Source organism: Rhizobium sp. NLR10b, assembly GCF_019685435.1.
GTDB lineage: Bacteria > Pseudomonadota > Alphaproteobacteria > Rhizobiales > Rhizobiaceae > Rhizobium.
In genome coordinates, this window is sequence record NZ_JABDWV010000011.1 from 144,894 (window position 1) to 166,280 (window position 21,387).

General features: G+C 60.7%; 19 protein-coding genes. 12 read left to right on the forward strand and 7 right to left on the reverse strand.

All coding sequences use genetic code 11. The features are described from left to right. Positions 1-334 precede the first annotated feature (334 nt). The 12 genes from HJB91_RS19355 to HJB91_RS19410 all read left to right on the forward strand — a co-directional run bounded on the left by HJB91_RS19355 (position 335) and on the right by HJB91_RS19410 (position 11,790). A complete protein-coding gene (locus HJB91_RS19355) occupies positions 335-937 on the forward strand; it encodes an amino acid synthesis family protein (protein WP_210633224.1) in 603 nt (200 codons plus the stop codon). A 15-nt stretch (positions 938-952) separates the two neighbouring features. Next, positions 953-1,798, forward strand: coding sequence for an alpha/beta fold hydrolase (locus HJB91_RS19360; protein ID WP_221155733.1), 846 nt, complete (start codon positions 953-955; stop codon positions 1,796-1,798). Beyond that, on the forward strand, positions 1,795-2,730 hold the full coding sequence (locus HJB91_RS19365; protein WP_210633226.1) for a flavin reductase family protein: 936 nt from the start codon (positions 1,795-1,797) through the stop codon (positions 2,728-2,730). Before HJB91_RS19360 ends, HJB91_RS19365 begins: the two co-directional genes overlap by 4 nt. Then, a complete protein-coding gene (locus tag HJB91_RS19370) occupies positions 2,727-3,767 on the forward strand; it encodes an LLM class flavin-dependent oxidoreductase (protein WP_210633227.1) in 1,041 nt (346 codons plus the stop codon). The genes HJB91_RS19365 and HJB91_RS19370 overlap by 4 nt, the downstream gene beginning before the upstream one ends. Positions 3,768-3,771: 4 nt before the next feature. Then, a complete protein-coding gene (locus HJB91_RS19375; protein WP_221155734.1) occupies positions 3,772-5,235 on the forward strand; it encodes an aldehyde dehydrogenase in 1,464 nt (487 codons plus the stop codon). Between the two features lie 5 nt (positions 5,236-5,240). Further along, complete coding sequence (locus HJB91_RS19380) at positions 5,241-5,564, forward strand: NIPSNAP family protein (RefSeq protein WP_210633229.1); 324 nt, start codon at positions 5,241-5,243, stop codon at positions 5,562-5,564. Positions 5,565-5,612: 48 nt separating this feature from the next. Beyond that, positions 5,613-6,623: an ABC transporter substrate-binding protein gene (locus tag HJB91_RS19385; protein WP_221147213.1), complete on the forward strand. Its 1,011-nt coding sequence runs from the start codon at positions 5,613-5,615 to the stop codon at positions 6,621-6,623. Positions 6,624-6,735: 112 nt separating this feature from the next. After that, positions 6,736-7,608 (forward strand): ABC transporter permease, encoded by an 873-nt coding sequence (locus tag HJB91_RS19390; protein ID WP_210633231.1) that lies wholly within the window; start codon positions 6,736-6,738, stop codon positions 7,606-7,608. 1 nt (position 7,609) lies between these two features. Next, the gene (locus HJB91_RS19395; RefSeq protein ID WP_210633232.1) at positions 7,610-8,410 is read left to right on the forward strand and encodes an ABC transporter permease; all 801 of its coding nucleotides are present in this window, start codon (positions 7,610-7,612) and stop codon (positions 8,408-8,410) included. Continuing rightward, positions 8,407-9,486 carry an ABC transporter ATP-binding protein gene (locus HJB91_RS19400; RefSeq protein ID WP_210633233.1) on the forward strand — a complete coding sequence of 360 codons (1,080 nt, stop codon included), beginning with the start codon at positions 8,407-8,409 and terminating at the stop codon, positions 9,484-9,486. The genes HJB91_RS19395 and HJB91_RS19400 overlap by 4 nt, the downstream gene beginning before the upstream one ends. 10 nt (positions 9,487-9,496) lie before the next feature. Then, a complete protein-coding gene (locus tag HJB91_RS19405; protein WP_221155735.1) occupies positions 9,497-10,951 on the forward strand; it encodes an NAD-dependent succinate-semialdehyde dehydrogenase in 1,455 nt (484 codons plus the stop codon). A gap of 8 nt (positions 10,952-10,959) precedes the next feature. Then, positions 10,960-11,790 carry a phosphate/phosphite/phosphonate ABC transporter substrate-binding protein gene (locus tag HJB91_RS19410; RefSeq protein WP_221155736.1) on the forward strand — a complete coding sequence of 277 codons (831 nt, stop codon included), beginning with the start codon at positions 10,960-10,962 and terminating at the stop codon, positions 11,788-11,790. 14 nt (positions 11,791-11,804) lie between these two features. Here HJB91_RS19410 and HJB91_RS19415 read toward each other — a convergent pair whose 3' ends face one another. From HJB91_RS19415 to HJB91_RS19445, 7 genes are read right to left on the reverse strand one after another with little or no spacing between them, the layout of a single operon-like run. Then, entirely contained in the window at positions 11,805-13,334 is a 1,530-nt protein-coding gene (locus tag HJB91_RS19415) for an FAD-dependent oxidoreductase (RefSeq protein ID WP_210633236.1), read from the reverse strand. Further along, positions 13,331-14,548, reverse strand: coding sequence for an NAD(P)-dependent oxidoreductase (locus HJB91_RS19420; RefSeq protein ID WP_210633237.1), 1,218 nt, complete (start codon positions 14,546-14,548; stop codon positions 13,331-13,333). Before HJB91_RS19420 ends, HJB91_RS19415 begins: the two co-directional genes overlap by 4 nt. Before the next feature lie 9 nt (positions 14,549-14,557). Then, positions 14,558-15,538, reverse strand: coding sequence for a GHMP kinase (locus HJB91_RS19425; RefSeq protein ID WP_210633238.1), 981 nt, complete (start codon positions 15,536-15,538; stop codon positions 14,558-14,560). Beyond that, complete coding sequence (locus tag HJB91_RS19430; RefSeq protein ID WP_221155737.1) at positions 15,535-17,484, reverse strand: HAD-IIIA family hydrolase; 1,950 nt, start codon at positions 17,482-17,484, stop codon at positions 15,535-15,537. The genes HJB91_RS19425 and HJB91_RS19430 overlap by 4 nt, the downstream gene beginning before the upstream one ends. After that, positions 17,474-18,415: an NAD-dependent epimerase/dehydratase family protein gene (locus HJB91_RS19435; RefSeq protein WP_210633240.1), complete on the reverse strand. Its 942-nt coding sequence runs from the start codon at positions 18,413-18,415 to the stop codon at positions 17,474-17,476. Before HJB91_RS19435 ends, HJB91_RS19430 begins: the two co-directional genes overlap by 11 nt. A gap of 32 nt (positions 18,416-18,447) precedes the next feature. Beyond that, a complete protein-coding gene (locus tag HJB91_RS19440) occupies positions 18,448-19,407 on the reverse strand; it encodes a lysylphosphatidylglycerol synthase transmembrane domain-containing protein (RefSeq protein ID WP_210633241.1) in 960 nt (319 codons plus the stop codon). Then, on the reverse strand, positions 19,404-21,374 hold the full coding sequence (locus HJB91_RS19445; RefSeq protein ID WP_221155738.1) for a hypothetical protein: 1,971 nt from the start codon (positions 21,372-21,374) through the stop codon (positions 19,404-19,406). Before HJB91_RS19445 ends, HJB91_RS19440 begins: the two co-directional genes overlap by 4 nt. Positions 21,375-21,387: the final 13 nt, after the last annotated feature.

Below are 21,387 nucleotides of genomic sequence, written 5' to 3' on the forward strand. Positions count from 1 at the left end.
TAAATAATATGGCGTTGGCATGAGCTTGGATCCTTCCGGCTTTCAGCCTCCTTCAAAGCCCGTGGGCCGCCATGCGCAGGGGCTGTGTCAGCTGACAACAATTGACAGGAACGAAGAGATCATTGGGACTAAGCGACGTTAGTGCGCCCCGAAGTTGTCAGCCAAGTAAATGCCTTGGTGGCCTATGGGGATAAGGCTGGCGAAGCGGTAATCTATTGTTTTTTGCGAATATCCTGAAAGGCGCTTGTCTCTGTCGAGGCCGCGCGCACAGCGAACTTGACAGTCCGATACTATGGTATACCATAATACAAACTAAACGAGATTGAGGTATTCGATGGCCATTCAAATTCGCAAGACGGGACTGCAGATCGAAACGACGCTGATCGAAGGCGGCAAGGCCGCGGCCGTGCCGCTGAAGCTGTTTTCGGCCTACGCTGTCGTGAAGAACCCCTGGGCAGGGCAGGGCTTCGTCGAAGATCTCAAACCCGAAATTCATGCGGGCGCTCCGGTGCTTGGCGAATTGCTGACCAAGATGATCATCGATGCCGTCGGATCGGGTGAGGCTGTCGAAGCCTATGGAAAGTCGGCCCTCGTCGGCCTGGATGGCGAAATCGAACATGCGTCCGCGCTCATCCACACGCTGCGTTTCGGCAATTTCTATCGCCAGGCCGTCGGCGCCAAGTCCTATCTCGCCTTCTGCAATACCCGCGGCCCTGCCAACGCGCCGATCATGATCCCGCTGATGGACAAGAATGACGAAGGCCGCCGCTCGCATTATTTGACCATCCAGACGTCGATCCCCGACGCGCCTGCCGCCGACGAGATTGTCGTGGCTCTCGGCGCTTCGGTGGGCGGACGTCCGCATCACCGCATTGGCGACCGCTACCAGGATCTGAAAGACCTGGGGCAGGACGTCGCCAATCCTGCGGGCGTTTGAGGGAGCGCGTCTCAGATGCTGACAGCCGGATCGACCAAAGGCACCGCTGCAGCAACGAGCGCCGCTGGTGCCTTGCCTCGAAAGAGGACGGCAAGCGGAACAGCCTATCACGAGGCCGGCAGCGGGGAACCACTAGTTCTGATCCATGGCGTCGGCATGCGGCTCGAGGCTTGGGCGCCGCAGATCGCCGTTCTGTCGGCTGGCCATCGCGTCATCGCTGTCGACATGCCGGGACACGGCGAGAGCGCGAAGCTGCCGGCGGGCAGCCGCCTCGAGGAATTCGTCGCCTGGCTCGGGCGTTTTCTCGACGAGATGGCGATCGACACGGCGAGTGTCGCCGGACATTCTATGGGGGCGTTGATCTCCGGCGGGGCGGCGGCGACCTTGGGCGAGCGAATCGGCCGTGTCGCTTACCTCAACGGCGTCTACAGGCGCGATCCGGAAGCGAAGGCGGCCGTCCTTGCGCGGGCTGCCGCCATTCCGGTGACGGGCGTCGACAAGGAAGGCCCGCTGGCGCGCTGGTTCGGCGACGAGCCGGACAGCCTCATTGCGCGCGAATTGACGCGGGAGTGGCTGAACCTCGTCGATCCGGAAGGCTATGCCGTCGCTTACGCCGCCTTCGCCGGAGGCGACGAGACCTATGCCGATCGCTGGAAAGACGTCCGCGGTCCGGCCTTGTTTCTGACGGGATCGGATGATCCCAACTCGACGCCTCTGATGGCATCGCAGATGGCGGCGCTTGCACCCAAGGGCTGGGCTCGCATCGTCAAAGGTCATCGTCACATGGTGAACCTGACCGCGCCTGATATCGTCAATTCGCTGCTCGCCGAGTGGCTATCGTTCGGGGAGGATGAACGATGACAATCCAGACTGTCGATCCACGAGCATTGCGAGATGCATTCGGGGCTTTTCCGACCGGCGTGACCGTCGTCACCGCCTGCGACGGGGAGGGGAATCCGATCGGCTTCACGGCGAATTCATTCACCTCAGTCTCCCTCAACCCGCCCTTGCTTCTCGTCTGCCTCGCCAAGACCTCGCGCAATTTTGCCACCATGACCGGCGCGCAGCATTTCGCGATCAATGTGCTGTCGGAAACGCAGAAGGACGTGTCGAACACTTTTGCGCGTCCTGTTGAAGACAGGTTTGCGGCGGTCGAATGGGACAAGGGATCGGCGGGTTGCCCGATCTTCTCGAACGTCGCCGCTTGGTTCGAATGCACGATGGAAGAGGTCATCGAGGCTGGCGACCACGTCATTCTGATGGGACGCATCGAATCCTTCGACAATAGCGGCCGCAACGGTCTCGGTTATGCCCGTGGCGGCTACTTCACGCCGACGCTCGCAAGCAAGGCGGTTTCCGCCGCGGCCGAAGGCAATATCGAACTTGCAGCCGTCGTCGAACGCCGCGGCGAGGTTTTGCTCCTCGGCGACGACGTGCTCGCTCTCCCGAGCATCGATGCCCATGACGGCAACCCGACCGAGGCGCTGGAAAAATATCTGGAGGCTCTCACCGGGCTGAAGGTCAGCATCGGCTTTCTCTATTCGGTTTACGAAGGCAAGAGCGATGGCAAGCAGCATATCGTCTACCACGCTGTCGCAGGCGATGGGGAGCCGGCGAGCGGCAGGTTCGTAAAGCCGGACGCACTGGCTGCCGTAAAGTTCAAGACCAGCTCGACCGCCGATATCGTCAACCGTTTTGCCATGGAAAGCTCGATCGGCAATTTCGGCGTCTATTTCGGCGACGAGACCGGCGGCAAAGTTCATCCCATTCCAGCCAAGGGCGCAAAAGCATGAAGTTCTCCCTCTTCGTCCATATGGAACGGCTCGACGCCAGCCAGAGCCATAAGAGCCTCTACGACGAATTCGTCGCGCTCTGTGAGATCGCCGACAAGGGCGGCATGCATGCGATCTGGACGGGTGAGCACCATGGCATGGATTTCACCATCGCGCCCAACCCCTTCGTGACCATTGCCGATCTTGCACGCCGCACGTCGCGGGCAAGGCTCGGGACGGGGACGGTAATCGCCCCCTTCTGGCATCCGATCAAGCTTGCCGGCGAGGCAGCCATGACCGACATCATCTGCGACGGCAGGCTCGATATCGGCATTGCGCGCGGCGCCTATTCCTTCGAATACGAGCGGTTGCTGCCGGGTCTCGACGCCTGGGGTGCCGGCCAGCGCATGCGCGAGCTCATCCCGGCGGTCAAGGGCATATGGGCCGGTGACTACGCCCATGACGGGGAGTTCTTCAAGTTCCCCGCGACCACGTCGGCGCCGAAGCCGCTGCAGCAGCCGAACCCGCCGATCTGGGTGGCGGCGCGCGATCCGAATTCGCACGAATTTGCCGTCGCCAACGGCTGCAACGTTCAGGTCACGCCGCTCTGGCAGGGTGACGACGAGGTTCAGTCGCTGATGGAGCGCTTCAACGATGCCTGCGCCAAGAATCCCCATGTCGAGCGGCCGAAGATCATGCTGCTGCGCCACACCTATGTCGGCTCTTCGGAAGAAGACGTCGCCCAGGCGGCCCATGAACTGAGCGTCTACTACAACTACTTCTTCGCCTGGTTCAAGAATGAGAAGCCGGTGACCCAAGGCCTGATCGAACGGATCCCGGACGAGCAGATCCGAGCGAACGCCATGCTGTCGGATCAGGTCATGCGCATCAACAATGTCGTTGGCGACGCCGAGACCGTCATCAGCAGACTCAAGGCCTATGAAGCCCTCGGCTACGACGAATATTCCTTCTGGATCGACACCGGCATGAGTTTCGAGCGCAAGAAGGCGTCGCTCGAACGCTTCATCGCCGAGGTCATGCCGGCATTTCAGGAGTAGGGCCATGCGGCGTTTCCAGCATTATATCGACGGCGAATTCTCGGATGGCGAAGCGAGCTATCCGAGCATCGATCCGGCCACCGGTGCGGTCTGGGCTGAAATGCCCGAAGCGCGCGAGGGCGATGTCGATCGGGCGGTGAACGCTGCCGAGAGGGCGCTCTACGAAGGCCCCTGGGCGAAGATGACGGCCACGCAGCGCGGCAAGCTGCTCTATAATCTCGCCGACCTCGTTGCCGCCAATGCGCAGGTCCTCGCGGAACTGGAAACACGCGACACCGGTAAGATCATCCGCGAAACATCCGCGCAGATCGCCTATGTCGCCGAATATTATCGCTACTACGCCGGCGTATCAGACAAGATCGAGGGTTCCTACCTGCCGATCGACAAGCCCGACATGGATGTCTGGCTTCGCCGCGAGCCGATCGGCGTCGTTGCCATGGTCGTGCCGTGGAACAGCCAGCTCTTCCTGTCGGCTGTCAAGATCGGACCGGCGCTCGCTGCCGGCTGCACGATGGTTGTGAAGGCGTCGGAAGACGGGCCGGCGCCGCTTCTCGAATTTGCCCGCCTCGTGCACGAAGCTGGCTTTCCCGCCGGCGTCGTCAACATCATCACCGGTTTCGGCGCCTCCTGCGGTGCGGCACTCGGCCGTCACCCGAAGGTCGCCCACGTCGCCTTTACCGGCGGTCCCGAGACCGCCCGGCACGTCGTTCGCAACTCGGCCGAAAACCTCGCCTCCACCTCGCTTGAACTCGGCGGCAAATCGCCCTTCATCGTCTTCGCCGACGCCGATCTCGAAAGTGCCGCCAATGCCCAGGTCGCAGGCATCTTCGCGGCGACAGGCCAGAGCTGCGTTGCCGGATCGCGCCTCATCGTCGAACGCAACATCAAGGACAGATTCGTCGCGCTGCTGCGGGAGAAGGCTGAGGCGATCCGGATCGGGCCGCCGCTCGACATGACGACGGAGGTCGGCCCGCTTGCCACCCGGCGCCAGCAGGACAATATCGGTGCACTCGTTACCAAGTCGGTCGAAAGCGGCGCCCGTCTTGTCACCGGCGGACGCAAGATCGATGGTGAAGGCTTTTACTTCGCCCCGACGATTCTCGATTGCGATGATGTCGCTTCGCCCTCGCTGATCGAGGAATTTTTCGGCCCGGTCCTCTCCGTCGTCTCGTTCGAGACCGAGGCAGAGGCGCTGCGGCTTGCCAACGACACCCGCTACGGCCTGGCCTCCGGCCTCTTCACCCAGAACCTCACCCGGGCGCACCGGCTGATGAAGGACATCCGCGCCGGCATCGTCTGGGTCAATACCTACCGCGCCGTATCGCCGATTGCGCCCTTCGGGGGCTTCGGCCTGTCGGGCCACGGCCGGGAAGGCGGCATGGCCGCAGCCCTCGATTATACCCGCACCAAGACGATCTGGTTGAGGACGTCCGACGATCCGATCCCCGATCCTTTCGTGATGAGGTGACGCCGATGTTTTACGAGATCCGCACCTATCGGCTGAAGAACGGCGCGATCCCGCAATATCTCAAGGTCGTCGAGGAAGAGGGGATCGAAATCCAGAAGAGCCATCTCGGCCGGCTCGTCGGCTATTTCTTTTCGGAGATCGGGACGATCAACGAAATCGTTCACATCTGGGCGTTTACAAGCCTGGACGACCGGGAGGCGAGACGCCAACGGCTTCTGGCCGATCCCCGCTGGCAGGCCTTCCTGCCCAAGATCCGCGATCTCATCGAGGTGGCGGAAAACAAGATTATGAAGCCAGCAAGCTTTTCTCCCAGGGGCGAGGCGCACTGACGGCATAAGGCATACCCGTAGGACAAACCAGAACAGGGATAAGGGAACATGAAAACAACATTTGCTTTTGCGGCGGTTGCCGCATTCGTGGCGGTCTCCGCCCCGGCCAAGGCCGACAGCCTGGTTTTCTCGAGCTGGGGGGGAACGACCCAGGACGCACAGAAGGCCGCTTGGGCAAGCCCCTTCACCGAAAAAACCGGCATCACCGTCGTGCAGGACGGGCCGACGGATTACGGTAAACTCAAGGCGATGGTCGAGGCCGGCGAAGTTAACTGGGATGTCGTCGATGTCGAAGGCGATTATGCCGCCCAGGCCGGCAAGAACGGCCAGCTCGAGAAGCTCGACTTCTCCGTTATCGACAAATCCAAGCTCGATCCGCGTTTCGTCACCGATTATTCGGTCGGCAGCTTCTATTATTCCTTCGTCATAGGCTGCAATGCCGATGCGGTCAAAGCCTGCCCGAAGACATGGGCCGACCTGTTCGACACGGCGAAATTCCCGGGCAAGCGCACCTTCTACAAGTGGTCGGCGCCGGGTGTGATCGAAGCCGCGCTGCTTGCCGACGGCGTGCCTGCGGACAAGCTTTATCCGCTCGATCTCGACCGTGCCTTCAAGAAGCTCGATACGATCAAGTCCGATATCATCTGGTGGTCGGGCGGCGCCCAGTCGCAGCAACTCCTGGCCTCCGCAGAGGCGCCCTTCGGCAGTGTCTGGAACGGCCGCATGACGGCGCTTGCGGCGACCGGCATCAAGGTGGAGACCTCCTGGGAGCAGAACATCACCGCTGCGGATGCGCTCGTCGTGCCGAAGGGCGCGCCGAATGCCGAGGCTGCGATGAAATTCATCGCGCTGGCGACCTCCGCCGAACCGCAGGCCGCCTTGGCAAAGGCCACGGGATATGCGCCGATCAATGTCGAGTCGGCCAAGCTGATGGATCCTGAAACCGCCAAGACCCTGCCGGACCAACAGACCGCAAGCCAGGTCAATGCCGATATGAATTACTGGGCCGATAATCGCGATGCCATCGGCGAGAAGTGGTACGCTTGGCAGGCGAAATAAGCTGGAATGGCATAGCAACGGGCACGGCGATTGTTCGCCGTGCCTCCCGCAGCGTCGGCGCCGGTCATCGGACCTCGCCGCCAGCGGAAACTGACGGGTGGGAAGGACTGTCATGTCGACATATAGCGATGCCTCTGGCGCGATTATGCCTCTGCCGAAGGCGCGCAGGGCAACAGGTTTTGGCGGGGTCGTTCCGGCTCTGGCCTTCGTGGGAATCTTTTTCGTGGTTCCGGTGGTGGTCCTGCTGCTGCGAAGCGTATTGGAACCCGTCCCGGGTCTGGGCAATTATGCGCAACTGATCGGGTCGGCGACCTATCTCAAGATTTTCGCAAATACGTTCATCGTCTCCGGTTTCGTCACGGTCATTTCGCTTTTGATCGGTTTTCCCGTCGCCTGGGCGCTGGCGATCATGCCCGGTCGCCTGACGTCGGTGATCTTTGCGATCCTGCTCTTGTCGATGTGGACCAATCTGCTGGCTCGCACCTATGCCTGGATGGTGCTGTTGCAGCGGACCGGCCTGATCAACAAGATGCTGATGGGAATGGGCCTGGTCGACCAGCCGCTCGCACTCGTCAACAATCTCACAGGCGTGACGATCGGCATGACCTATATCATGCTGCCTTTCATCATCCTTCCGCTCTACGGTGTGATCAAGAAAATCGACCCGTCGACCCTGCAGGCGGCAGCCCTTTGCGGCGCCAACCGCTGGCAGTGCCTGACCCGCGTTCTGCTGCCCTTGGCGATGCCCGGCATGGCGGCCGGCGCCCTCATGGTCTTCGTGATGTCGCTCGGCTATTTCGTTACGCCTTCGCTCCTCGGCGGTACCGCCAACATGATGCTCGCGGAGCTGATCGCGCAGTTCGTGCAGTCGCTGGTCAACTGGGGAATGGGCGGTGCGGCGGCGCTGGTGCTGCTCGTGGTGACACTGTCGCTCTATGCCGCGCAGCTGCGGTTCTTCGGCAGCCAGAACCCGGGAGGGCGTTGATATGTTGCTCAATTTCGACCGTCTTGGCTGGTGGAAATATCTCCTCCTGGCGATCACGCTTCTGACCGCGGCTTTCCTGCTGCTGCCGATCGTCTTTATCGCGGCGCTGTCCTTCGGCTCGTCGCAATGGTTGATCTTTCCGCCGCCGGGCTGGACATTTCAGTGGTATAGCGAGCTCTTCGCCGACCCGCGGTGGCTGGAATCGGCTTTGACGAGCTTCAAGATCGCGGTCATTGTGACGGTTTTGTCGGTGCTGCTCGGGCTTGTAACGTCCTTCGGACTGGTGCGCGGTTCGTTCCTGTTCCGCGATGCGCTGAAGGCGCTGTTCCTTACGCCGATGATCCTTCCGGTCGTGGTTCTCGCGGTTGCTCTCTACGCCTTCTTCTTGAGGATCGGCCTTGGCGGCACCTTGACGGGCTTCGTCATTTCGCACCTCGTGCTCGCGCTGCCCTTCTCGATCCTGTCCATATCGAGTGCGCTGGAGGGTTTTGACAAATCGATCGAGGATGCGGCGGTGCTCTGCGGTGCCGCGCCGCTCGAAGCAAAGATCAGGGTCACGCTTCCCGCGATCAGCCATGGGCTGTTTTCGGCCGCCGTCTTCTCGTTCCTGACATCCTGGGATGAGGTGGTGGTGGCGATCTTCATGTCCAGTCCGACTCTGCAGACACTGCCCGTGAAGGTCTGGGCGACGCTGCGACAGGATCTGACACCCGTCGTCGCAGCAGCCTCGACCCTTCTCATCCTGTTGACGATCATCTTGATGGCGCTGGTTGCCGTCGTGCGTAAGGTACTGAAACAATGAACGAACCATTCCTTCAGATCCGCGGCATACGCAAGGAATACGGCCCTGTCGTCGCCGTCCACGACGTCAATCTCGACGTCCGGCGCGGGGAGTTCCTGACCTTTCTCGGACCGTCCGGCTCCGGCAAGAGCACGACACTCTACATCCTGGCAGGCTTCGAAAACCCGACCAAGGGCGACATTACGCTCGAGGGCAAGACCTTGCTCGCCACACCGTCGCACAAGCGCAATATCGGCATGGTGTTCCAGCGCTACACGCTGTTTCCACATTTGACAGTGGGCGAGAACATCGCCTTTCCGCTGAAAGTCCGGCGCAACTCGAAGGCCGAGATCGACTTGAAGGTGAAGGAAATGCTGCGCCTCGTCCGACTCGAAGGCTTCGAGGATCGCAAGCCCGCGCAGATGTCCGGCGGCCAGCAGCAGCGTGTCGCCCTTGCCAGGGCGCTTGCCTATGATCCGCCGGTGCTGCTGATGGACGAGCCGCTGTCGGCGCTCGACAAGAAGCTGCGCGAGGAGATCCAGCACGAGATCCGCCGCATCCACCAGCAGACGGAAGTGACGATCCTTTATGTCACGCACGACCAGGAGGAAGCGCTGCGGCTCTCCGATCGCATCGCTGTCTTTTCGAAGGGCGTCATCGACCAGATCGGGACTGGCCCCGAACTTTACGCCAATCCCAAGACCCGCTTCGTCGCCGAATTCATCGGCGATAGCGACTTCATTTCATGCGACCTGGTGTCCTCATCCGATGGACAGGCCACCATTGCGCTCGGAGGCGGAACCATCTTCAATCAAATCCCGGTGCATGGCAAAGGCACCTCCGGCGCAAGGGCGGCGCTGATGCTGAGACCGGAGCGCATTCGGCTGTCGCGCGCAAGAGCCGCCGGCGCAGGCCTTGCCGCAACTGTCAGCGACATTACCTTTCTTGGCAACAATATCCACGTCTCCACAGAGACGACGACAGGCGAGGCGCTTTCGGTTCGCTTGCCGTTCGGTCATGAGGCTATTGCCGGGCTCAATCGTGGAGATATAGTCCATCTGGATTTCGATCCCGGCGCCGCTCACGTATTCTGCTGAAAGTTGTCCCATGAAGCTCAATGATCCCTCGCTGTTCCGTCAGGCCTGCCCCATCGCCGATCGCTGGATCGAAGCGGAGGGGCGCCGGGCGGCCATGGTCCGCAATCCGGCGACAGGTGAGGTGCTGGGCGCGGTCCCTGACTTCGGTGCGGCGGAAACGGAAGACGCTATCCGGGCAGCCGTCGTCGCCCAGAAGCTTTGGGCCAAGAAGACCGCCGGCGAACGCGCCGCCGTTCTCAAAACATGGCACCGCCTGATGATCGAAAACCGCGATGATCTGGCGATGATCCTGACGCTGGAGCAGGGAAAGCCGCTCGCTGAGGCCAAGGGGGAGATCACCTATGGCGCGAGTTTCATCGAATGGTTTGCCGAAGAGGCAAGACGCATCAACGGTGAGACCATACCGGGACACCAGCCCGACAAACGCCTCCTCGTCCTGCGTCAGCCGGCCGGCGTGGTCGCGGCGATCACGCCCTGGAATTTCCCGAACGCGATGATCACCCGCAAGATCGGCCCCGCCCTTGCCGCCGGCTGCGCCGTCGTTCTCAAGCCGGCGCTGCAGACGCCGTTCTCCGCAATCGCGATTGCCGTTCTCGCAGAGCGCGCCGGCTTGCCGGCGGGGCTTCTCAATATCGTCACGGGTGACGCCGCCGCAATCGGCGGGGCGATGACCGCAAGCCGCGACGTCCGGGTCCTGACATTCACCGGTTCCACCCGGACGGGCGAACTGCTTTACCGGCAATGCGCGCCGACGATCAAGAAACTCGGTCTCGAGCTCGGCGGCAATGCGCCCTTCATCGTCTTCGACGACGCCGATCTCGACGCTGCGGTCGAAGGCGCAATCATCGCCAAGTTCCGCAACAACGGCCAGACCTGCGTCTGCGCCAACCGGCTTTACGTCCAGGACGGCGTCTACGAGGCATTTGCCGTAAAGCTCGCCGCGGCCGTTTCGGCATTGAAGGTCGGCAACGGTCTGGAACGTGACGTCGTGCTTGGCCCGCTCATCGACGACAACGCCGTCGCCAAGGTCGAAAGCCATATTCAGGACGCCGTTGCAAAGGGCGCCGGCATCGTTTCGGGCGGCAAGCGCCACGCGCTTGGTGGTCACTTCTTCGAACCGACGATCCTGCGTGACGTCGATGCCGGCATGCAGGTCGCACGCGAGGAAACCTTCGGGCCGCTTGCCCCGCTTTTCCGTTTCCGCGACGAAGAGGATGTCATCGAACAGGCAAACGATACCGAGTTCGGCCTTGCTTCCTATTTTTACGCCCGCGACCTGTCGCGAGTATTTCGCGTCGCCGAAGCGTTGGAATATGGGATGGTCGGCGTCAATACCGGTCTCGTCTCGACGGCGGAAGCGCCATTCGGCGGCGTCAAGATGTCGGGTCTCGGCCGCGAGGGGTCAAGCCACGGTTTGGACGAATATACCGAACTCAAATATGTGTGCCTGGGCGGCATCGCCTGAGCGGGCCGATGCTTGCGCTTCCCGCGGAAAGCACCGGAACGGGGCTCGTCAGCATCGCCATGTATGTCACATCAGAGCCGCTCGCGCATGCGACGGCCGAGCTGTGGTCGTTCCTCCGAGACTACCTCTCGAACGCCGGCCTTCAGGATGTGCCGGAAAAGCTTGACCGGACGGTTGGCTATGACGAGGCCTGGCTACGGCCGGATCTGCTCCTGTCCCAGACATGCGGTTATCCTTTTGCCAGGCGCCTGCGTGGCAGGGTCCGCCTGGTGGCGACACCTGTCTACGGACATCCCGGCTGCGACGGCGCGCTGATGCGCAGCTTCATCATCGTCCGAAAGGATTCTCCGCTTTGGTCGCTGGAGGATTTGCGCGGCACCACCGCTGCGATCAACAGTCTCGACAGCAATTCCGGCAGCAATCTGTTTCGCGCCGCAATCGCTCCGCTTGCCCGAGGCGGCCGCTTCTTTGGTCGGATCATCGAAACCGGCAGCCACGGCGGCAGCATTGCCGCCGTGGCTGAAGGCCGGGCAGACAGCGCGGCCATCGATTGCATCACCTATGCCAATATAGGCCGGTTCGATCCCGACGATCTGAGGCAGGTTCGCATCATCGCCGAAACACCCAAGGGCCCCGGCCTGCCGTTCATCACCTCGGGCGATGCACCGGAGGAGAGGGTCGAGCTCCTGCGTAATGCACTGCGTGCCGCCATCAAGGATCCGTCGCTGGCCGCCATGCGTGCGGCTCTGGGTCTCATTGATATCTCGGTGCTTTCCGAAGTCGATTACGAGCCGCTTCTGTCAATGGCCGGAGATGCGTTGCCGCAGCTGAGAGCTTGATGAGCCGAATGGATTCAGAGTGCCGGCTTTGCTTCTGTTTCGGCAAGACGATGGGCGATGCGATCGGCATTGGCCATGATCGTCATCGTGATATATTTCGATGACAGATCCGGAATAATCGAGCCGTCGACGATGTGAAGACCGGGATGGAGGTTCAACTCGCCGTCGGCAGAGGTGCCGGACGGACCGGAGGCACCCATCGGTAAGGTGCCGGCGAAATGCGCGTCGACACCCGGCTCTGCCAGCGATGCGCCCGGCAGCTGAATCAATCCCAATCGTTTCCATTCGCGACGAAGCGCCTTTTTCAAAGCTTCGGCACGAATCTCAAAGCCGTCCGCGAAGCCGCCCCGGATGATCAAACTCCTTCCCGTCGTTGCATCTCGGTGGATATAGCTGCGGCTTTGATCGCCAGGATAATAAATCGTGGCGACGAGCAGGCTTCCGGCGATCGTCTCGAACGCTGCACGTCCGGCCTTCCGGCCGAGCGGCATCCTGTTGATGAAGCTTTGTGCCGGCAGGGAGCCCACCTCATAGATCGCTCCCGTCACATAATCGGATGTGCCCCCGCCGTAGCGCAGCGATAATCCGAGCTGCGCCAGGCTGTGCGTCGGCGTTGACGAGCGCAGCAATCTCGCGGGGGAGAGCAGGGGAATGGCCAGCGTGGGACTGTTCAAGAGGCGCAGTCCCTGTTCCTCAAGCGGAAGATGGTCGGCCAGCAGGGCGGCCGTTCCAAGCACCCCTGCGGCAAGAATGATCCTCGGAGCGGAAAACGACAAGCCGTCGGCCGTTCCGACCGTCCAGCCCGCGTTGCGGGCCAACGAGACGGCCCGCATGTTGTCGAGCAAACGAAAATGCGGGGATTTCCGCAACAGAAGGAGATCTTGCCTGCTGTTATATATCGCCCCGCTCGGGCAACCATAGAGACAGTCGCCGCGCAGGTCGCATGCCGCCCGCCCGGGTCTCGCCTGCGAAAGCATGGCATTGACGGCAGGAAAAAGCCGAAACGATCCGTCCACCGGCTTCGCGACCTTGTGTCTCTGAAGAATATGGGCGGCCGTCGCCCCGAGCGGCAGGACGGGCTGCTCGTTGGCGCTTTCCGTAAAATCGGCATTCCTGCTGATCCCGATGCGTTGGGATATGCGCTCGTAGGATCTTTGAAGGGAAGCAATGTCTATCGGCCAATCGGCAATGTCCTCGGCGTCGAGATAGCTGATCTGCGCGCCCCAGATATTGGAGAGGCCGCCGCGGGCGAGGCTGCCGATGGGCATGAAGCCGGCGCCCGCTATGCCGGAATCGCGTCGAAACCGTTCGACAATTCCACGCGACACCGGCGTCTGCAGTTTTGGCGAGCTGCCATCGTCCACGCGCAGGGATTCGAGATCGCTTCCGAGGATGCGCACACTGCGGCTTTCCTCCTGCGATCCGAGATCATTGCCCGCATCCAGCATCAGAACACGGCGGCCGGCCGCTATAAGCGGAAACGCGGCGGAAACACCAGCAGGGCCGCTGCCGATGATGATGAAGTCGGCATCGGCCCCTTTCATCGATATCTCCCGGCGAAAAGAGCGCGGAGCGGAAGCAGCAGGACATCGCTTGATATGGTCAGGATTGCCTTGAAGAAGCCGGCCTTTTTGCGCCGCTGCCGTTCCGGCTCGCTCGCGAGATCGGCGAGGTAAAGCGCTCTTGCGAGGCGATGCTGCGTCTGATTGGCGGGTGGTTCAAAGAGCGACAGCAGACGCGGATGCCTGATCAGCGTCGGGGAGAGACCGAGCGGCGCCAGTCCCTCGCGCCGAAGCCCTTCAGAGAGGCGCTGCACCTGCGCTTCGGTGGGTGCGGCGCCGAGATAGTGCAGCAGCGCCTCGGCCTCGTTTCGCGACGGTTCTCCACTCTTCTGGCCGAACTCCGCGGAAAGCACCACCAATGGATCAGCCAAGTTCAACTTCAGCAGCCTGAGGCTCTCGCCGCTTTCCATAGGAGCGGCCCCCGCGAGCCCCAGGACGCGCTCCGGATCGACCGTCGGGATCAGCGGCAGAAGCTTCGTCATGCGACAGGCAAACAGGGCCGCAGTGAGGGGGATCGGGATGAAATGCAGATTCCCTTTGCCTTGGCTGCGGCGAAGAATGCGCAGCCAGGCGGCAAAGCTTATCGGCTTCTCCTGAGCGAGCACGAATGTTTGCGGCAGCTGGCTTTCGTCTGTCGCCAGCGTCAACAAGCCCGCTGCGACTTCGTCGAGATGAATGGGCTGAACCTTCCGGCTAAGCCCAATCATCGGCAGAAGCGGACTTAAGGCCGATAATTTCGCCATGAGACCGTACATCGCCGCGCGCGGGCCGCCGTAAACAAGCCCTATTCGCGCGATCCGAACGATCGGTGCCGCGAAGCTGGCCGCCAAATGCTGTTCAATTCTGTACTTGGTGCGGCCGTAGACGTTCAGCGCTTCCTGCCTGGACGAGGTGGAGGAGGCAAAGACGAAGCGTAGCACTCCGGCTGCCTTTGCCGCTTCCGCCAATTTTACGGTGCCCGAGATATTGATGTTGTTTTCCTCGGCCGTCTCCGGCCCGGTGGCCCAGGAATGCGCGAGATGAACGACGGCAGCCCCCCCCTTCAGATCGGACGCGGCGGGCTCATCGCCGATGCGCCACTTTGCTTCGGAGCGCCGGCCGAGCTCGACCACCTCGAAGCCGCGCTCACGCGCCAGCGCGGCAAGTCTTGCACCGATATAGCCGGTTGATCCGGTGATGATGAGACGCGGTGCCATTCACGTCCTCTATTGTGCGAAGGCGATACGCGCGCCGCTCCAGTCAAAACGAAACTCGATTTCCTTGAGCTGCGACAGCGCTTGCCGGACTTTTGCCTGGCGATCTCTGGGGCAATAGAGAACGAGGAAGCCGCCTCCGCCGGCGCCTGCGAGCTTGCCGCCGATCGCGCCGGCAGCGCGTGCCGCCTCGTAAAACTCGTCAATGGCGCTATTGGTGATCTGTGACGTCAGCGATCGCTTCATCATCCATCCGCGATGCAGCGCTTCGCCAAAGGCGCCGAGGTCGCCAGCCATCAGGATGTCGCGCATTTCGTAAGCCAGCTGCACCATGCTCTCGACCGTCCGGAACTTTTCTTCGTTCGTCTCCATGGCCTGCACCTGCGTCGACAGCACAGAGCGCGTGTCGCGCTGGCTTCCGGTGAAAAACAGGAGGATATTGCTCTCGAGCTCCGCCATCTTGTTGGCGCTGAGCACGACGGGCTGCACGTTGACGCTGCCGTTGGAATTGAATTCGATGAAATTCAAGCCGCCATGGGCGGCTGCGTACTGGTCCTGTTTGCCGATCGGCTCCTTCAGGATGTCGATTTCGAGTCTGCAGGCTTCTTCCGCCAACTGATCCTTGGAAGCAAAACGCGACCTGTGGGCATAAAGCGCGTTGATCAGCGCCACGGAAAAGGAGCTGGATGACCCCAGCCCAGTCCCGGAGGGAATGTCGGCGACGGAAGCGACTTCGATGCCCGGCTCGACCTGATGCATACGCAGGGCTTCGCGCAGCAGCGGATGCGCGACCTCTTCAAGGGTGTCAGCCAGTTCGGTGCGCGTGTATTTCAAATGGTATTTGTTTTCGTTGAAATAGTTATGCACGATGACGAAGCTGTACTTGGCTATCGCGCAGGACAAGACCGCTCCGGCTTGCCGACGGTAATAGGACGCGATGTCCGAGCCGCCGCCGGCGAAGCTGACCCGAAAAGGTGCGGATGAAACGATCAAAGGGTTGTCTCCTCGAGATTGATGACGATATCGGCCGATGTGCGCTGCAGATCGATCCTCGGCCACTCTTCTTGAATTCGCGACTGCCAGAGCCCTTCGGCGGCAAGCGGCGTGAGGCCTTTCCAGGCATAGAATGTGTGAAAGCGGTTCAGCAGAGTCTGCTGCGACGCTTCGACGAAGACGGCTATATCGACCTCTTCGCGGATCGACGCATGGCCGGCAAAGATGCCGTCCAGCAGGATGACCTCGGCATCTCGCGCATCATAGATGGCAGTACCCCTCAGCTGGGCACGGCTGGCCGCGTCGTAGCCGGGTGCTTCGACCCGTCCCGCTCGGCGCAGCACGCTGACGATTTCGGGATAGAGCTCTACCCTGCTGCGCTCTTCCGCGCTCATATCCGGGCTGCGATGTTCGAGCGGCAATATCCAGCGGTCGAGTTCCAGCCTCAGCACCCTGCGCCCTGCTTCCGAGAGGATGCGTTGAACGGCATGCGCAAACGTACTTTTCCCGGAGCGGGAACGACCGCATATGCTGACGAGCAGAGGCCCTGCCATACCTGAAAGCCGTTCCTCAATCGCTCTGGCTGGAGCTTTCCCGATATGCTGGTAGCCGCACTGAAAGCGAACGGCGTCATGGACCGTATCGAAGACAAGGTCGGCTCGCGGGATTTCGGTTTCGGCGGCAGGATAGCTCTTCACATCCCGCAGTCCATAACCGGTCCGCACACCATAGGCCCAGATGCCCGCCTTGCGGCCCGCACCTATGTCGCGCAGGCTGTCGCCGATAATGACGGATTTCGATTTTTCGATCGGCAGTTCCGACATGGCCCGGCGGATCATCAGATCGCCCGGTTTGCGGCAAGCGCATTCGATCTTGAGTTCGGGGACCTCGTCAGGGAATCCCTTGTCCGGATGGTGCGGACAAAAATAGATTCGGTCCAGGACGCCGCCGTCTTCGGCAAGCTCGGCCTCCAGGCGACCAAGAACATGATCCAGGCCGGTCTCGTCCAGCAAGCCTTTGGCGACCTGCGGCCGGTTGGTCACGGCAACCGCAAGGAAGCCGGCCTCGCGCGCGAGCCGCACCGCTTCGCCGGCTCCGCTCACCAGCTTCACCTGGTCTGGACGTATGACTCCGTGGCCGCCGACATCTTCGTTGAGCACGCCGTCGCAATCGAAAAACACAGCGGGTCTTCGAACCGAGAGATGGACGGCATGAACCCGATCATGGCGAATATCCTCAGCCGCGGCGGCATGTCGGCTCGGAGAGCCGGTATCCTTTATATATTCGGGCGTATCATAAATTGCGACCGGTATGGATCGCTCGAGGAGGCCGGGGATCACATCATGGATCATATCGGCCGGCTGCCCCGACTGGAGAGTGTCGAAGAACTGGCCGCAAGCCACGTACAAACCGGCCGGCACCAGATTGCGCCAATCGGCGTCACGTGGCGCCTTGCGGGGCAACAGGCGCTGGAGATAGCCGTTCTTCTGAACGACGATATCGGATGTGCGAGGATGATCGTTGGGATGGGCGATTATCGTCAGCGCGGCGGGAAATTGCCGCCGATGACGCGCAAGGGCCGACAGATCGATATCGAAAAGCATGTCACCGTAGACGATAAGGACGTCATCGGCGATCGTGTCCAAAGTCGTCAAGCAACCGGCCGTACCGAGCGGAGACTTCTCAACGAAGACGTCGATCGCAATGCCAAGCTTTTCGGCTTCCGGTCCAAGGGCAGGCTCGAGCTGGCTGCCCAGGTGGCCGCCAAGCACACGCACATGCTGAACGCCTTCGCGGGCGAGCACGCGAATCTGCCTGACAATGATCGGCACGCCGGCAAGCGGCAGAAGAGCCTTCGGAATGACATCGCCCGTCATGCTGCGCGCGCGCGTTCCGAGGCCTCCGGCGATAATGATAGCCTCGCAGATAGCGTTCTCAGAACCCATTCGCCAGGATCCGCTCGACGGCGAGTTCAACAGCCTCGGTGGACTTCCGCTTCGGCGTCCAGCCGAGCGCGACAAGTCGGCTTATGTCGTAGCTGAAGCGCGGCACGTCGCCCAGCCAACCACGGTCTTCGCTGCCGTATTCGATAGCGGCTCCGGATGCGACCTTGGAGACTACGATCTCGGCGATATCCCGGACAGACGTTTCACCGATGCCGCTGGCATGAAATACCTCATAGGCACCGGGCGCCTTTTCCCAGGCAAGCAGAATGGCATCCACCAGGTCGCCGACATAGAGATAGGGTTTTGTCTGCATGCCGTTGCCGAGCACCTGGAGCCGCGCAGGATCAGCCTTCAGTCTGTTGATGAAGTCATAGATGGCTCCGTGGGTGGAGCGTTCCCCGACGACATTGGGAAAGCGCAGCACGAGCGTCTTGATGCCGAATGACAGCGCGTAGACGGACAAATAGGCTTCGGCGGCAAGCTTGCTGGCGCCATAGAGCGAGATCGGCCGCAGCGGGCCATGATTTTCGTGAATGTTGCCTTCGGCTTCACCGAATACGGCGGAGGTGCTGGCGAAAAAAAGCTTGCCGATCTCATGCTTGCGCATGATGGCGAGCAGCGTCGTCGTCGTCAGTTGGTTCAGCTGGAGGTCGAGTTCGACATTGGCATTGCCGGCGGCAATATCGGAGTTGGCGGCGAGATGGAAAACGGCGTCGGGACGATCCGCGCCAATGAGCCGATCCATGCCTTCCCGATCGAGCATATCCAGCTCATGGAAGCGGAAATCCGATCGCTGCAGCAGATGATCGATGTTGCGCATGCGGCCAAGATGAAGATTGTCGATTGCGGTTACCCGATAACCCGAATCCAACAGACGATCGCAGAGATGGCTGCCGATAAAACCGGCCCCTCCTGTTACCAAGGCATGCATGTCGGCAGCTCCATATGATCTGTTAAGGCTCTTCAGAGCGCTTTGATCTTTCCCGAATGAGGACGCGATAGGACGAATACACCACCGGCCAAGCCGACCACAAGCTGCAACAGGCCGAAAACCACCGACAGCGTCGCGGCATCTGTCGTGCCGATGCCGAACACTGCAAGGGAAACGATCATGCCGCCTTCGCGCAGCCCCCATCCTCCGACGGAAATCGGAACCATGGCGATCAACAGGACTGGCGGGAAAGCGGCTGCGGCCTGACCCCAATCGAGCGGAAGACCGAGACCGAGAACGAGGATTTCAAGCGAGACGACACTCAATCCGTGAATGACGAGGGTCAACAGGAATACCCCGAGCATTCTTCGGTGGGCGAGAAACGCTGCTAGCGCCTCGGTCAGCGCGTGCAGCTTTGCCGGAAGAAACCGCACGAAGAAATGCCGGCGCCAGCTGAAGACCAGGGCCGATGCGATCGTTCCCGCCACGCCAAGGGCCGTGAGTTCGACCAAATAGGGGATTGGGAAGTCGTGCCCGTAAAAGCCGCGCATGATGATCAGTCCGATCAGCGCAACCACCGCCAGCCCGAAAAGCGTGAGGATACGGTCGATTACCACACCCAGTGTCGCTTCCGTTATCGTCAGGCCATATTTGATGGCGCCGAATATGCGGGCGGCATCGCCTGGAATGGGACTTGGAAGAGCTTGATTATAAAAGAGGCTCTGCATGAAGAGCTTCGTGGCGCCGGTCAGTTTCAGTCTTTGCCCTATCATTTCCGACAGGAGGCACCATCGCCATGCCGAAAGCACGGCCTGCAAGAGAAGCAGGAAGACGCTGGCCCAGATGATCGTTACCGACAGGGTCCGGATCGCAGCCCACCCTTCTGCGAAATCGACCTTACGCGCGATCCATATGACGAGGCCAAGCGCGACGGCCACTTTCAGAACCGGGATGGCGATGCGAAGCAATGCGCGGAGGGATGGTATAGTCACGATGCCCGATCCGCTTCAAAGCGATAGAGCTTCCAGCCGAACCGATCCGTCAATATCAGCGAGGAGCGAGGCATCATATGGGCTATGATGCTGTTGGCCATCACGATCTTGTTTTCTCCGATGCGTTCGGCGAGAAACGCGCTATCGGCATCGGGTGGAACGATGAAGTAAGCTATCTTATTGTCTTTGATGAAAGCATCGATATCCGAACCCGGCGCTGGCAGCACGTAGCGCGGCAATTGCCAGCCGCCGTCACGACCGTCGTTATAAGCCGTGGACAATAACATATTGGCCGTATCGAAAGGTTGAAAGACGGTTCGCAGGTCGTGATCTGCGATATAGCGGTACATGAAATAAGCTTCGCGATGGCTCTCCAAGTATTTATCGACGCTTATCATCCCGAGCACCACATCGAAGTCTTTCGCCTTGACGGGGTCGATGTCGCTACCGCCCATTCGGTGCCAGTGGGCAATCCAGAGCCCGCCGGCCAGCAAGACTATTATCATCGGGCTGGCGACCATGCCTGCTGGCGAAGAGGCCATTTTTGTCAGTGGAGCCATCTGCGGCATGACCCGTCGGTCGAGCCATGCATCCAATCTTTCCCGAACCAGGGAGGCGCCGATAAACCCGGTCGAAAAGAAAAGCAGATAGGCTGGCGTCGCCCACCGTATGTGATTGAACATAACGGTGTACCATATCACGAACATGGCAAGGACCATCGCTGCGAGAAAGGCGATGCGCCGGAAAGCCACTGCCAGACTGGCCAGAATCAAAGCGAGAGCGACGAAAGCATTTGGCTTATTTTCGAGAAACCAGTCGTAAAGGATATAGAGGAAGTCGTGCCAACCCTGCAAAGTAGCGAGGTTCGTAACAAAGTGCCGGTTGGCGGGATCGAAGGCCCTGCCCAATTCGAGCATGTAATCCGCCATCCAGGCATCGCTGAGGCCCTGATGGCCGAACATGAAGGGATAGATCGGATTGCCGAGGGCGATCAGGTTTTTCGCATACCAGTAGCCGGCGACCGCGAGGAATGCGCAAAGGCATGACAGAAGGAGCGGCAGGGATATCCTTCCCTTGAGAAGCATCGGTATCAATACCAGCCCTACGAGGCCGACCATTTGCAGTTCCGTATATTTTCCTCCGACTGCGCCTCCCAATACGAGCGCACAATGAAAGAGCTCCGCCGGCCGCCGGGTCTCCAGATAACGCCACAGGAAAAGCACGGCTGCGACGGAGAAACACGACCGGGCCAAGTCCGTCATCGGTTCGCCGATACTCCCCCTGAAGAAGGGGATGCTGAGGATCAGCGCTGCCACCAGGAAAAAACCGCATGCTCGCCAACGATTGGCGCAACTTGAAAGCAGGAACAGAAATCCGAAGAAAATTGCGATGTTCATGGCGGCCGCGCCGGTCCAGTGACCGCTGACCATCATGACGAGCGCAAACAGCAGATTGAAGAAGAGGGGAATATTGCCGTAGAAGGGATGATCGATCTGCGGCGACACAAAGCCGGCATGATCGATGATACTGTTGGCGAGCGGGATATGGAAAACCCACACGTCGGCAACGGCTGACGGGAAGAGGGACAGCACGCTCCACACATAGCAGAGTATGATGCATGTGAAGGCCGCAAGCGCCGGAATTGGATTTCCGTTTTTCGATTCAGTTGCGATTCTACGAAACAGCAAAGCCAGATCGCAAAGAACAGCGACGAGATCGCGCCGCCGCCAGATCATCGAGACTGCCACTATGGGAAGAACGATTTCCCATCTCAATCCATGAAACGCGCCAAGAATGGTGGCCGCGCCGCCGGCGATCGCCAGAGCCGGCAGAATACCGCTGAACAGAAAATCGATGCCGTCTCGAAAGGGCTGATCGCAACGTCGGTTGAGCCGGGCAACAATGCCTCTGTCGATCACGAGGCCCCATAATATTATGGAAAGAACCGTGCACCAGCCTAGGATCATGATCGCCCTTTCG